General features: G+C 56.2%; 12 protein-coding genes and 1 pseudogene. 8 read left to right on the top strand and 5 right to left on the bottom strand.

Annotated features, from left to right (window positions below):
- Positions 1–14: 14 nt before the first annotated feature.
- The 8 genes from AC16KF_RS15215 to AC16KF_RS15180 all read left to right on the top strand — a co-directional run bounded on the left by AC16KF_RS15215 (position 15) and on the right by AC16KF_RS15180 (position 8,649).
- Positions 15–413: a VOC family protein gene (locus AC16KF_RS15215; protein WP_484038192.1), complete on the top strand. Its 399-nt coding sequence runs from the start codon at positions 15–17 to the stop codon at positions 411–413.
- Between the two features lie 413 nt (positions 414–826).
- On the top strand, positions 827–1,729 hold the full coding sequence (locus AC16KF_RS15210) for a DinB family protein (RefSeq protein ID WP_484038191.1): 903 nt from the start codon (positions 827–829) through the stop codon (positions 1,727–1,729).
- Positions 1,730–1,960: 231 nt separating this feature from the next.
- Positions 1,961–2,665, top strand: a complete 705-nt coding sequence (locus AC16KF_RS15205; RefSeq protein WP_484038190.1) for an alpha/beta hydrolase — start codon at positions 1,961–1,963, stop codon at positions 2,663–2,665.
- Between the two features lie 30 nt (positions 2,666–2,695).
- The gene (locus AC16KF_RS15200) at positions 2,696–4,354 is read left to right on the top strand and encodes a WD40 repeat domain-containing protein (protein ID WP_484038189.1); all 1,659 of its coding nucleotides are present in this window, start codon (positions 2,696–2,698) and stop codon (positions 4,352–4,354) included.
- Between the two features lie 9 nt (positions 4,355–4,363).
- The gene (locus AC16KF_RS15195) at positions 4,364–5,287 is read left to right on the top strand and encodes a class I SAM-dependent methyltransferase (RefSeq protein WP_484038188.1); all 924 of its coding nucleotides are present in this window, start codon (positions 4,364–4,366) and stop codon (positions 5,285–5,287) included.
- Positions 5,288–5,441: 154 nt separating this feature from the next.
- Positions 5,442–6,269: an SDR family NAD(P)-dependent oxidoreductase gene (locus tag AC16KF_RS15190; protein WP_484038187.1), complete on the top strand. Its 828-nt coding sequence runs from the start codon at positions 5,442–5,444 to the stop codon at positions 6,267–6,269.
- 100 nt (positions 6,270–6,369) lie between these two features.
- Complete coding sequence (locus tag AC16KF_RS15185; RefSeq protein WP_484038186.1) at positions 6,370–7,995, top strand: cyclic nucleotide-binding domain-containing protein; 1,626 nt, start codon at positions 6,370–6,372, stop codon at positions 7,993–7,995.
- A 63-nt stretch (positions 7,996–8,058) separates the two neighbouring features.
- Entirely contained in the window at positions 8,059–8,649 is a 591-nt protein-coding gene (locus AC16KF_RS15180; protein WP_484038185.1) for a hypothetical protein, read from the top strand.
- A gap of 15 nt (positions 8,650–8,664) precedes the next feature.
- Here the strand turns inward: AC16KF_RS15180 and AC16KF_RS15175 are convergent.
- The 5 genes and pseudogenes from AC16KF_RS15175 to AC16KF_RS15155 all read right to left on the bottom strand — a co-directional run bounded on the left by AC16KF_RS15175 (position 8,665) and on the right by AC16KF_RS15155 (position 13,913).
- Positions 8,665–9,030 (bottom strand): annotated as a pseudogene (locus AC16KF_RS15175) (DUF3592 domain-containing protein).
- A gap of 269 nt (positions 9,031–9,299) precedes the next feature.
- The gene (locus AC16KF_RS15170) at positions 9,300–11,798 is read right to left on the bottom strand and encodes a transglycosylase domain-containing protein (protein WP_484038184.1); all 2,499 of its coding nucleotides are present in this window, start codon (positions 11,796–11,798) and stop codon (positions 9,300–9,302) included.
- A 158-nt stretch (positions 11,799–11,956) separates the two neighbouring features.
- Positions 11,957–12,289, bottom strand: coding sequence for a HepT-like ribonuclease domain-containing protein (locus AC16KF_RS15165; protein ID WP_484038183.1), 333 nt, complete (start codon positions 12,287–12,289; stop codon positions 11,957–11,959).
- On the bottom strand, positions 12,279–12,572 hold the full coding sequence (locus tag AC16KF_RS15160; protein WP_484038182.1) for a nucleotidyltransferase family protein: 294 nt from the start codon (positions 12,570–12,572) through the stop codon (positions 12,279–12,281). Before AC16KF_RS15160 ends, AC16KF_RS15165 begins: the two co-directional genes overlap by 11 nt.
- Positions 12,573–12,587: 15 nt before the next feature.
- Positions 12,588–13,913, bottom strand: coding sequence for a TFIIB-type zinc ribbon-containing protein (locus tag AC16KF_RS15155; protein WP_484038181.1), 1,326 nt, complete (start codon positions 13,911–13,913; stop codon positions 12,588–12,590).
- Positions 13,914–13,920 lie beyond the last annotated feature (7 nt).

The raw sequence follows: 13,920 nt of genomic DNA, 5'->3' as shown, positions 1-13,920 counted from the left end.
GCAGCCATATCCCCATGATCAAAACCCATTTTATCCTCTACGTCAAAGAACAGGTCCGCAGCGCCGAATTTTACACTCACGCGCTGGATTGCCAGCCCTCGCTCAACGAGCCTGGTATGACGGAGTTTACCCTCTCTGAAACCTGCGTCCTGGGAGTCATGCCCGAAGCGGGGATCAAACGCCTGCTCGGAGACCGCCTCCCCGATCCAGCGCGCGCGGGCGGGATCCCACGCTGCGAGGTTTACCTGCGCGTCGAAGACGCCTCCGCGTATCATCGCCGCGCGCTCGAAGCGGGCGCGACCGAATTGAGCGGACTCGCCCGCCGCGATTGGGGCGATGATGTCGCCTATTGCCTCGATTTGGACGGTCACACGCTGGCATTTGCGGAGAAGAGCAAACTGTTAGGTGACTAGAAAGTGAGTTGTAATTGTTCCAGCCACCTGACACTTTTGAATCAAGTGGTGGTCGAGTAGCCCCGAGGTACTCCGAGGGGCGTATCGAGACCACGATTCTGGCAATTTTCACCTATTGTTGGTCTCACCTCTTGCATAAGTTGCCCGACGTTTGAAAACGTCTCCTATGCAAAGCGTATTGTGCGCTCTCCCCTGGCAACGCCCGCCAGGGCAGTTGTTGCGCATTTTTGCAGGAGGTCTGTTGAAAAAGCGCTCGATACGGCGGCAACAGTACGTGTTCTTGAAAACAATTGGCATTTTCTGCCGCCTACCCTTCGGCAGGTTCAGGACAACGCTCGACCAACGGCGTGTTTTTGAAACAAACTGTCAGGTTGCTAGTCGTAATCTACTGATTATGAATTGGGAGATATTCCATGTTGAACGATAAATCGCAATGGACCGACACCCTCATCCACCTCTTTGCCCTCGCTTCGCGGCTGGAAGGGGAGGGACAATACAACCTCGCCAAGCTGACTCGCGCCGCGGCGGATTCGTTGTGCCGCCAGGAAACGTATCCGCTCGACATTCCCACCGACAAAGACGAACTAAGCGCCGAAGTCCAAAAAGCGCTTGAGGCGTTATCCCGTCTGAACGTGAGCGCGGAGTTGCTTTCCGCGTTGAAACAGGGCGCGGAGTTCATGGCTCAGGGAAAACTTTCGCCCATCACCGCCACGCCTCACCCGTACGTCTGCCGCGGGTGCGGACACGTCACGCTTTCTCCGCCCGTCGAGCCGTGCCCAACTTGCGGCGCATTTGCCGAGACCTTCCAAAAGTTCATGCCCAACTACTGGTTCGACGCGCTCCAGCCCGAGGCGGCGCGGGAACGCCTGCGTCAGACTCCGCTCGTGGTGGAGAAACTCATCGCGGGGTTATCCGATGAGGCGATGAATCAATCACCGTCCGACGGCGGCTGGGCGATCCGCAACACGTTGAGTCACTTGCGCGACGCGCAGGGCGTGCTCGATTTCCGCGTGGACTTGTTCCTCAAAGAGGCGCATCCCATCCTTGAATCGAAAGCCGTCTTCGCATGGGCAAAAAATGAATCGGAACGTCCGCCCTCGGGGCGCGACATCTTCGAGACCTATCGCGCCTCGCGCGCGGAGACTCTCCGCAAACTGGAATCGTTCGCCCCATCCGATTGGGAGCGCGTGGGCGAGCATGAAGAATTCGGCACGGTCACTCTCCGCCAGCAGGTCAGTTATTTCGCCGCGCACGAAGGCACGCATCTGGCGCAGATCGAAGCGCAAGCCGTCCATTGGCGGAGTGAACGTCGCTGACATGAATAACCCAACTCCCAACCCCGACCTCGTCGGCGACCTCTTTTGGGGCATCTTCAAACCCCAATAAATTCGCCTCGCGCTGACTCTCGATATCTTCGCGCCGTGGTCATGTTTAGCTGATTGAAGTGTATTCATCCTGTGGTCGCGCTGTGTGACAAAAGTCATTGGACATTTTTTCCTTTGACCAATACACTTACATATTATTCTCGAAATTGCCAAAGGAGAGATATGAAAACCTTCATACTCATTCACGGTATGTGGCACGGCGGCTGGTGTTGGGAGAGACTCGCTTCGATTCTTCACGCGATGGGACATCAAGTCTATACGCCCACACTGGCGGGACTCGCCGAACGCGCAAACATGCGCGGGGACGATATTGACTTGAACACCCATATTCAGGATGTGGTTGATTTGTGCCAAGCCGAAAATCTGCGCGATGTGATTCTCGTCGGTCACAGTTTGGGCGGATTCATGGCTCCCATCGTCGCGGACAGAATCCCCGAGCGCGTCGCGCACATCGTCAATCTCGATGGGATGGTTCCCGAAAATGGCAAGTCGCTGGCTGACCTGATCGGCGAGACGTGGGGCTTCTTCAAGAAGAAAGCAATCGAAGGCGGTGACGAGTGGTGGTGTCCGCCGATTCTGGAATGGACGTTCGGCGTCTCTGGCGCGGACTTGGAATGGGCGCAGTCCAAGTTGACTCCGCACCCGCTGAGGACGTTGTCCACGCCCGTCGCGCTCGAAAACCCACGCGCCAAATCCATCCCGTCTACTTTCATTCTTTGCTCCGAAGGGATGACGGAGGAAGAGATCACCGCCGAAGAAAAGAAGTTCACAGGCTTGGGAATGAAATTTCTGAGTCTGCCGACGGGTCACGACGCGATGATCACCATGCCGAAGGAACTGGCAAAGATTTTGCTAGAACTTGCATAATTCGCAAACTTCACTTGCCAAGGATGTTTCATGCTGCCAAAATCTGTGATGACTTTGAACTTTGTATTGATTCTATTCCTGCTCTCCTCCTGCTCGACCGTCGCCGCCCCGACGGGAAAGGCTGGGGAAACAGAATCCGCTCCCCCGTCGGGGAATGAGGCGAACGCCAGCCCGACGCCGATCCCGCCCACCGCCACATCCCTCCCCACGTTCACGCCGACTCCCGTCAGCCGCGTCGCAAGTCCCGAAAATATCGGCGAGTTTGTGCAGGTTTACAATTATTGGGAACAGGTGAGCGAGCAGATCGGGATGCCATTGACTGACGGGGTGATTTTTGATTTTGTCATCAGCCAGGATGGGAGCAGGTTTGCGATGGGATTCTGCAAGGGAGGGACTCATTCGATGACAGGGTATTGCCTGGCGGATAGCGTGATCGCGGTGAGGGACGCGCTGACGGGAGAGGCGATTCAGACTCTCCCTGTGGGCGACCTGAGCGTTCAGTCGGTGTCGTTTTCGCCCGATGGAAAAAAACTGCTGGCGACCCTGAAAAATATGTCGCTCGATTTTGTGATGGCGCTGTACGACCTGGAGACGGGCAAGCGCGAGCGCGCGTATTTTGACGGCAAGGCGGAAGATTGGTCTTATGTCACCGCCGAGTTCAGCCCCGACGGTGAGTTGATTTTATACAACTACAAAGGCGAAGACGATATACTGGAGATTCGCAGGGCTTCGGATTGGGAATTGCTCGGTTCCAAACTGGGCGTATTCAGTTACGAGAACATCGTGTTTGGCGACGACCCGAACATCGCGTACGGCTATGGGTATGACCCCGCCGCGTTCAAATTCGTCGTCTTCCGCATTGACCTGACTACTTATCAGGTTGTGGAAGTGGCGCGTTTCGACGATGAGAATTACCTGAAGCCTAGTTATCTGAACGTCATATCGCCCAACGGGAAATGGATTGTCTTCTTTTGGTATGGAGACTCGACCCTGAAAGTCCACGATCTCGAAAGCGGCGAATTGGTCGCCACCCTCAGCGAGCCAGAAATGTTCGATATTCGCGACGCCCGCTTCAGTCCCGACAGCCGCCTGCTGTTGGCGGATGGAGCCTTCGTCTGGGATCCCGACATCTTCGATTGGTCGCCTCCCGCCTTGAACGCGTGGGATACGTCCACGTGGGAGCATACCGCCTACGTGTACGGGAGTCACAAAGACGCGGATTGGATCTGGTTCGACAAGTCGGGCGAATCGTTCATCACCGCGGACAGGGTGGAGATCATGCGCTTCACCCTCCCCGACGCGGATTTTCTCGACGCGCAAGCCAGCGTGGAGAAATATCTCGACGCCGTCAGCGCGGGCGATTACGTCACCGCCGCCGATATGTTATTCCTGCCCGAAAATAGCGCATACGAGTTACTCGTCAGCAACGGCTTCGACCCCACGGATATGCCCACTGCGCTCGAAGGCGCCTGCGCCGTGCAGGACGGCTTTCCGTGCCTGCCCCTGCGTGACATTGTCCTGGGCTACCGCGAACCCGCGGGCGAAGACGGCGTGGTATACAGATTCTTTGTCACCTTCACCGCGCCCGACGGCTCGCAATTTATCGCGTCCGACGGCACAGACGAGTTCATCATCTGGGTCGGCGCGGACGGGAAGATCATGTCCCTGCACCCTGGGGCATTGGAGTGAGAGTATTAAATGACCCAACAAACATCCACCACCGTCAACCCCTGGTCGGACGACGACAACTCTGTCTTTCTGCGCCTGCGGATGAAGACCTTCTGGAATGGCGACTACTTCGAGCGGATCATCCTCCCGCTTCTCGACCTGCCCCAAAGCGGGCGCGTCCTCGACGTGGGCTGCGGCAACGGCGGCATTTCGCTTCTTCTCGCGGAACATCGCCCCGACCTGAAAATCACGGGAGCCGATTACGAATCGAAACCCATCGAAGACGCTTCCGCGTATGCCGCGCGTAACGGACTCAAGAATCTCACCTTCGAGCAGGGTGACGCGCACAACTTGAAATACGACGACGCGACGTTTGATGCAGTTGTCTGTCAGACCGTGTTGACTCACGTCCGCGACGCGGAAACGGTCATCAGGGAAATGGCGCGCGTCCTCAAGCCTGGCGGAATCTTCTTCGCGGCGGAATACACCAACTCCGCGATGGCGAACTACGACAACGTCCACTTCGACAAATACGACGAAGCCTGGTATCGCGAGTATTATCGAATCAACCTGCTGTTCATGAAAGGCAAGAAGGCGTTGGGACGCGGGGACAATACCGTCGGCGTGCGCGTGCCGTTGCTGGCGACTCAGGCTGGATTGGATGTGTACGACGTCCGTCTCAATGACCGTGCCATGCACGGCTTCCCTCCCTATCGCCACGAGAAGCAGAGGAATTATCTCGAACTCGTCAAAACAGCGAACATCGTTGACGACGATGAAAAATGGCTGAGGCTGGATATCGAAACCGTGATGGCTGGCGGCGGCACGGAAGAGGACGGTCGCTGGTTCCATCACGCCATAGACAGCGCGGGAATCGTCCGCGCGATTGACGAGGGGACGTTTGCCGCGACGGGGTCGTTTGCGTTATATTTGACGTTTGCGAGAAAAACCTAATTCTTCGTCATTGCGAACGATGGTCGAGTAGGGCTGAGTGTTCTTCTCAGCCCGTATCGAGACCGAGTGAAGCAATCTCTGCATTCAACAAAGGGATTGCTTCGTCGGGGAGAACACTCTTCTCGCAATAACGGAAAACTCTTTGGAGACCAACATGGAATCAAAACTCACAGGACAAACCGCCATCGTCACAGGCGGCGGGCGCGGATTTGGGCGCGAGATCGCGCGCGCGTTGGCGAAGGAAGGAGTCAAGATCGCGGTGGTGGCGCGTTCGGCGGATCAACTCGCGGAGACCGTGTCGCTGATTCAAAACGAAGGCGGACAGGCAATCCCCGTCACCGCCGATGTGACCGATGTTTCCGCCGTTGCCAAGATGGTCGCGCAGGTCGAGCGCGAACTCGGCGCGGTGGATATTCTCGTCAACAACGCGGGGCGGCTCACGTCCATTGCGCCCGTCTGGGAGGCGAATCCCGATGAATGGTGGCGCGATGTGGAAGTGAACATCCGCAGCGTGTTTCTTTGCTGTCACGCCGTCTTGAAAGGCATGACCCAGCGCAAACGCGGACGAATCATCAACTTCACCAGTTCGGGCATGCCCAATGTCTCGGCGTATGATTGCTCGAAGGTCGCGGTCACGCGCTTTACGGATACGCTCGCAAGCGAAGTCAAAGAATTTGGCATTTCCGTTTTTGCCATGACCGTGGGTCCCACGCACACCGAGATGATGGATTACATGATCGAATCCGAAGCCGGGCGCAAGTGGCTGCCCGACCTGTCGAAATGGCTCGAAGGCAAATGGCAGCCCGCCGAGTTGGCGGGGACGCTGGCGGTGACTCTCGCTTCGGGCAAGTACGACGCGCTGACGGGACGCTGGGTCAGCCCTGAGGATGATTTGGATGACATGCTGAAACGGATCGAGGAAGTGGAGAAGGATGGGTTGTATGCCTGGAGCATTCGTGGCTTGAAAAATCAGGCGGGGTAAGGTCAATGAATCGCTTTACAGATGTTGTAAAATTAATTGACGCGGCGTCCGTGCAGCGTTGGCGTTTATGTTATAAACGCGTCTGCATTATTGCCCATATATGAAAAGCCAACACGTACCCCTCCTCAAACGCCTGCAATCCTTCGAATTCCTGCGCGGGTTGGATTCTGCCATACTAAAAGATTTGGCGGGTAAATCGGCGTGGAAGGTGTACGCGCCCAACGAAGTCATTTTTTGGGAAGGCGACCAGCAATCAAATTTGTATTATCTGCAATACGGCTCGTTGAAGGTGTTGAAGTCCGCGCCCGACGGGCGGCAGCAGGTGTTACGCTTCATTAACGCGGGCGAGGTGTTCAACGAAATTGCCGCGCTTGCGGGCAAACCCAACCCCGCCACCGCCATCGCGCTGGAAGAATCGGGGTTGTGGTTGATTCCGCGCGGCGCGTTGTATCTCGCCCTGCCAGCCATGCTGGAGTATGTTTTTGCAAAGGTCGGGCTGGATCGCAAAGCAGTCTTGCTGCTGAAGCGAATCACCGCGCCGCAGACGACGGTTTTGCCTAACGGCGACAAGGTCACATTTGGCGACGGCTTGCGCGTGACCGTCGAAAAGAAAAATGGCAGGGTGGACGAAGCCGCGCTGAAAAAAGAGTTGGACAACATGATGAAACGCTGGGAGCCAGCCCTGCGCCTGCTCACCGAAGACATCCTGGTCAATCCGCTTTCGTTCTCGCGCATTCTCACCAGAGGCTGGCGGCACTTGCCCAAGTTTGGCGGCACGGTAGCAGACGAGTTGAAGCGCCTCTTTAGCGACGATTCAGTTCGCGCCGCGATGTCGGGCGTTTTGCTGTACACGGGTCTGCCACCTGAAAAACAGCCCGCCATTTCGGTGATGGGTCTGGTGACGCTCTTTGGCGACGGCTTTCATTTGCCCGAGGGCGGCATGGGCAAAGTGCCCGAGGCGCTCAGTCAGGCAATGCTCGCGCACGGCGGAGAAATCCATTTGAATACGCGGGTGGATAAAATCATCGTCAAGGATGGTCGCGCGCGCGGCTTGGAAATTCGCGGGCAGGGCTTGGTGGAAGTGGATGCGGTTCTTTCGACGGTCAGCGGGATGCTAACCTTCGGCTCTTTACTCGCTGACGAGGATTCCCCGCCTCGCTTGAAGCGCATGGCAAAAGAAGCGAATCTATCGCACAGCGCGTTTTCGGTGCAACTCGGTTTGCGGAACAAAATAGACGCGCCCAGTCATTCGCATTGTTTCCTGCCGCCGATGGAAAATCAAAGCGATGTGTTCACTCCCTGCGACGAAGGTGTAAAGTGGCTGGTGTACGACGCGCCGACGGTGACTCTGCCCGAACTCGCGCCCGCGGGCGGAAGCGTGATCGAAATGTATCCGCCCGTGCGCCGCGACTTGCCGCTCGACGATTGGAGCGAAGAGAAAAAAGAGGCGGTTCTCGAAAAAGCGGTGGCGGCTCTGTCGCGCGTTCATCCATTGGACATTGCCGTCAAGCGCATCGTCAGCCCGAAGGATTTCAGCGTCAATCTGAATTTGTATCGCGGAGCAGTGTACGGTTTGTCGCCGCAGATCGCGCCGTGGAATCACTTCCCACATCGCACGCCGATTCAAGGCTTGTACCAGACGGGGCAGACCACCTCCCCAGGCTACAGCGTGGGGCGAGCCGCCACGTCGGGCATCCTCGCCGCCGAAACGCTGATGACGGAATAGAGACGCGAAGATTTAACATCCAACGCAACACAAACACAACATCAAAGGATATTCACGATCAATATGAAGAAACTGTTCTTGGCATTGGTAATGATTACGTTAGCCGCCTGCGCGCCATCCACGCTATCCACACCCGAAAATACCCTCGTTGCGCCTGTGACGGAAGCGCCGACAGAAAGCCCAACCGCGCAGGGGAACGGTTGCCCTGCTGAGATAGCAGGCATGAAACTGCTGATAAACGAGGAGAATGGATACTGCCTGCTGTACTCCGCTGACCACTCCGTGATTCTGCCGCATTTGATTGTCATCAATCCCGTCAATGCGCCTGGGGATGTCCCTGGGGAGGCTTGGGCGGAAATCGTGATGGAGCCAGCGTCGGGTCGCACCGCGGCGCAAGTGGCGGACGCTCAAATTGCAGAATGGGGTGAGGGCTTCGGCATCACGCGGAGCGAGATTCTGGTGGACGGTCAGCAGGCAATTGTGGTGGACGGACTCCCCGGTCCGGACTCGCAACGCAAGGTTTTCGTGGTCGGCAACGAGCGTCTCTACACCTTGGCGTTCCTGCCGTGGTTTCCTTCCAATGACCCGAGCCAACCTACGCCGCTGGAAAATCTATATGCGACGATTGTGGGAACGATTCACTTTTTGCCGTAGGATGCGGGCTTTCACTCAAAACGCAAACCCAAAAGCGATCGCCATCCCGCACAGCATCACATCGAAGACAACCAGCAACAGCCACATCAGCCACTGCGCGTGCGCCTTTTTCTCCAGCACCGCATCGGAGGGGTTGTTCGGATCGTAGAACACTATCACCTGCGCGCCTTAGGGATATTTCGCGATCACCCGCCCCGCGCCCGTGCCGCCCACTTCCATCCCCGGCGCGATCTTTGCGCCTTGATACGTCTGCCCGCCGACTTGATACGAATATTGCACAACGGGATAATTCACGCTTCCGCTGTCGCCTGAACGCCTGCGCTCCAAATAGGATGCCAGCACCGTTCCCATCGCAGACGACCAACCTTGCACCGCGTTCATTTTCCGCTGGGTGAAAAAAATAATCGCAAGAAAGACCACGTTCAATATTACGAAAACACAACCAAGAATTCCAACTGTCAGCATGGATTCGTTGCTCATATCTGCTCCTTGTTGTTTGTACTTCGTATTACGTACTTCGTATTGCGTATTCCGCACCGCGTATTACGTAGTACGCAGTATTCATCCCTCATCCCTGAACAAAAGTCTCCAATCTCCAGTCTCTAATCTCCAATTCTCCAATTACGAATTACCACTTACCAATAACTCCCTCACCTCACCGTCACCTGCACCACCGCGCTATCCACGTGCTGATCGGTTCTCACTACCTGCAACTGTATGGCATACAACCCGCTCAAGCCATCCGTGTTCCACTCGGCGAGTAGACCATTGGTCACGGGCGCGTTGCCTTCGCCGATCTGAATCCACTCTTGCGGATTGAGTCCCTGCCCGATCAATACGCGATATGATGCAAAGTCTGCGCCAGCCGCGGTGCCGTTGACTTGCACCACTCCGCCCACCTCCGCAAACAATTCGGGGAAAGTGATATTCACATCGGGATTCGTCGGCGGGGCTTGAATGACATCATACGAGGAAGGCGGAATCGCCACGCCCGCGCTCTCTGCCCACGCGCGCGCATCGGACGGAACGACAAGATACACGCGCTCCTCAATTAATTGCGGCAACGTGAACACGGTGGCAAGCAAACCTGTCTCGCGGTTGATGGCGTACTTGCGATACATGTTATCGGCTTGCACAGGTTCGTTGCCCTGCAAGAAAACTTCATTCACCACGTTGGGACAATCCGATGTCGGCAACATGCCCGACGGATCGCACACATTGATCACCGAAACACCCGCAGGCAATGACCAATCTTCGGCGGGTAAATTTTGCGAGGCAACTTGCATCAACGCGTTCCACAACACACTGGAAATGCGCGGCGATAAATTTGTTGATTCGCGCGAACCTGCCCACACAGCAACCACGCGCAACGGCGAATAACCGATCGTCCACGCATCGAGCGCGTCTTCAGTTTGACCCAACATCACCGCGGCGGGTCTGCCTACGTTGAACGCGCTTGAATGATCCACACGCGCCGATTCATCGCTCAGCGAATGATTGATCAAATACGCAAGCGCGGGCGTGACCACAGGCTTCGCTTGCGGCGTCGTCCAATCGAGCCACACGCTGTCGTCGTTACCCTCCACTATCAAAATCGTCACCGACGTAAATTCATCATTGATGCTCTGCCCAAAATGCACGCCCTGCTCCGCGAACACGCCATACGCGCTCGCCGCGTCCACCAACGACAGATCAACGTTACGCGCGACTCCAAACGACGACATGATGTTGTCCACATTTTCAACGCCCATTTGCGATAGCACTTGCGCGGCGGGCGCGGGATAATCGTTCACCAACGCTGTCCGCAAACGGATGGGTCCGTGATACGCGCCGTCAAAATTTTGGATTTCCGTTTTACCGGGGATGTCCCACACTAATGAAGCGGGACTCAAGCCTCGGGTGAATCCAGTCAAATAGACAAACGCGTCTAACGCGGACCCCGACCTGTGCGCGCCTACGAGAGGCGTTTCTCGCCCCTCGAACGTTTCGCCGACCACCGCGAGGATTTGTCCCGTTGTTGGATCGGTGATGATCGCGCTGGCAGATGAATCGGGAATCGTGACCGAAGGCGGCAGAGCGGATAAGAATCGCAACGAGTCACATTGAATGGATGGATCAGGCAGACCCGCGAGTCGCGCCGCGTAAAACGCGCTGACGCATGAGGCTTGTTGTTGCACATTGAAATCCAATGTTGAGATGATCGTCAAGCCGCCGCGTTCGATACGCGCGCGCGGGAATTGCGAATCCAATTGGGCGAGGAGCAGGTTGACGAAAGCCGCGGCAGGTTGAACGTCGGGAGGAGGCGGTGGCTGAAAGAAGGGAGATTCTCCCAGCGCGTTGGCTGTCGCTTCGTCCGATAAAAATCCAAGAGCCGACATCTTCCGAATCGTTTCGTGTCCGCGTTCGATGGCAGTCTGCGGCGCGTCGTGCGGATTCAGACTCGGCGAGTCGCTCACCGCCGCGAGGATGGCGGACTCGGCAGTGGAAAGTTGCGTGGCGGATTTTCCGAAGTAGAGTTGCGCCGCGCTTTCGGCGCCGAACGCATAGCGACCGAAGTGCGCCGAGTTGAGATACCACTCGAGGATTTGTGCGCGCCCGAATTGCGACGTGATCTGCGCGGCGAGGATGCGTTCACGCAACGCGCGTCGGAATGATGGCGGCTCGTTGAAGAGGAGGAGATCGGAGACGAGTCGTTGCGCGAGGGTGGTGTGTAATTGGTAATTGGTAATTGTGGCGAGGTCGTAGCCCGCGTGATCGTAAAAATTTGGGTCGGAGGTGGCGATGACGGCGTCGGCGAGGGATTGAGGAAGATGTTGCGGGTTTGCGTCGCTGAGGGGAATGTAACGGCGCGGAGAATCATCGGGCGCGAAGGTGAATAAAATATGTTCGCGCGTGCGGTCATAGATGCGCGTGGGTTGGAGGAGGAGCCCGTTGGGAGGATTGAGGAGAATTGGGAGAGTTTGTATCGAGGGCAGGTCGCGCGTGAGGCTCACATACGCAAACGCAGTGACGATGATGAGCGCGGCAATCACCAACGAAAGGATCATCCCCGCGCTGACGAAGAGACTGCGCTTGCGAGAGTCGCTGGCGTGTTGTTTGGCGAGTCGCCGCTCGCGCCGCGCGCGCAGGATGGGGAGGGTGGAGGGCATGGGGGAATTGTAAAGGCTTGTCGTGAGTTTGTCGAAGGGAGGAAGGAGGAAGGATGATTATGGAGGAAAGACGAAAGAGGAAAGATGGTGGAAAGTAGAAAGTGGATTATGGTGTTATTGTGAATTTCACCCCTCGATCAATTCCCCCTGTCATTTCATCAAAGTAGCTTTTCTAATTCAGGGATCAAGGGCGGCAAGTCGTTTTGGACTGTATCCCACATTACTTTTTCATCCACCTTGAAATACACGTGCACGATCCGATTCCGCATGGCGCGCATCAAACTCCATGGGATGGAAGTGTGCGCTTCTTCCACTTCTTCGGGAATTTGATTCGCCGCCTCGCCAATGATGATGAAATTCATCTCGACCGCGCGAATCGATTTATCGTCTTCCTTGAATGTTTCGAAATCCATGTCCGCTGTGAATTTCTGGATTTCGGCAATCGCGCTGAGAATATCACGAATACGGTCCTGCCAGCCTCTAGGTGACATGGATCAATTCCCCCATCACGCGCTCGCGAATGTAGGGTTTCAAGCTGTCGGGAGTCCCAAGGTCAACGGGACAGCCGAGTAATTTTTCAAGGTAATCCTGCAACGCGAACAAGCCGAAATAACCGACGGGGCGGTTGAACTCGACGAGCAAATCCACATCGCTGGAGGTTGTGGCGTCATTCCGCGCGACAGAGCCAAACAGCAACAGGGATTTGACGCCGAATTGTCTTTCCATTTCGGCGTTCTTTTGCCTCAAGAGTTGAATAACGGCTTCCTGTTTCATGTCGAATATTATACGCTATCCTTCGATCAAATCTCCCAGCCATTCCATCAACCCGCCTGAGCCATTTTCTGGCAGATCGCTCTTCACGGTTCCAGTCCAGCCGTTGATCAACACGAGATGCTCGCGCCCGCCGAAGGGAAGTTCGGTCATCCACACAGGGAGCAGGGTGAGGCGGAAGGATTCGACCATCATCTTTGACGATGATGTGGAAATGAGTTGCGCGGGGGCGATGAGCGCAGGCAGTTCGCGTTTGTAGCGGGCGAGCGCTTGCACGCGAGCGTCGAGCGAGGCTTCCGCCATCGGGATGTCGTACACTTCGGCGGGCCAGTTCGCAAGATAACCCGCTTCGTATGGCTTGACGGCTTTCAATTCAAAGGTGGGAATCAATTGTTGGAAGACGCCTGAAAGTTTTCGCGCGGCAGGGATGGGCAGGTCGTTGATCAAAACGGGATACGAATCGGAGACGCGCTTCATCCGCATTTCAGATGTTGGTTGGCCGAAAACACCTTTATCATTTTCATACATTTCGCCCACATACTGAATTTCACCGCCGATGTCGAATGTCCATAACGGGAGATAAACGCCGCGCGGCAGATCAACTTTCTTTTCGGGTTGAATCTTGTTTTTCTCCACCCATTCGACCAAATATTTGATCGCGCGTTGTTGATCGAATTGATGCGGGATGATGCCATCGGGCGCGAGCAGTTGCTCCTCCGATTCCCAGTTGACGACGTGAGGCGAGCCGCAATAGACGCATGTGGTTGAAATTTGATTCGGCGGCAGGATGAACTCGCATCCGCAACCTTCGCAGTGGAAGACTTGCTGGTTCAACGGCTTGCCGTGTCCGCGCGCGGTTGCCATGGCGACGATGAAATCCTTTTCCCCCGCAAGGGGGGCGGCGCCGGGTTGCCCAACAAACTTTTGATTGCGCGAACAGTATTCGCACGTCAGCGATTGACCGTCGGGAGAGAACGACATCCGCCCGCCGCATTTGGGACACATGAATCGCTCGGCGTCTGCGGAGCGCAATCCCTCAGGCGGGAGAGGCAGATGGTCGGGGTCAACGATCTCGTCCGCTTTGAGTTTGCCGTCGAGGATCGCCAGCGCGCGCCGCGCCCGCGCGTGTTGCAGATTATGCGCGAGGCAATTTTCCAACGCTTTGCGCTTTTCGGCTTTATCGTCAATCAACTGGCTCATCCAAAACCATGTTTCGGCGAGGACATCGTGATCGTGGCTCATGTAGGCGGCGCGATCCAAGTAGCGGAGCGCGGCGTCTTTGTGTCCCGCCTTCGCTTCGATGATTCCACTGCGTAATAATTCTCTGCCGTAATCGCTGAACATCAATTAA

This window comes from Candidatus Defluviilinea gracilis (genome assembly GCF_057138825.1).
The sequence above is the reverse complement of the archived record's forward strand: the minus strand, read 5'-3'. Positions and strand labels throughout refer to the sequence as shown.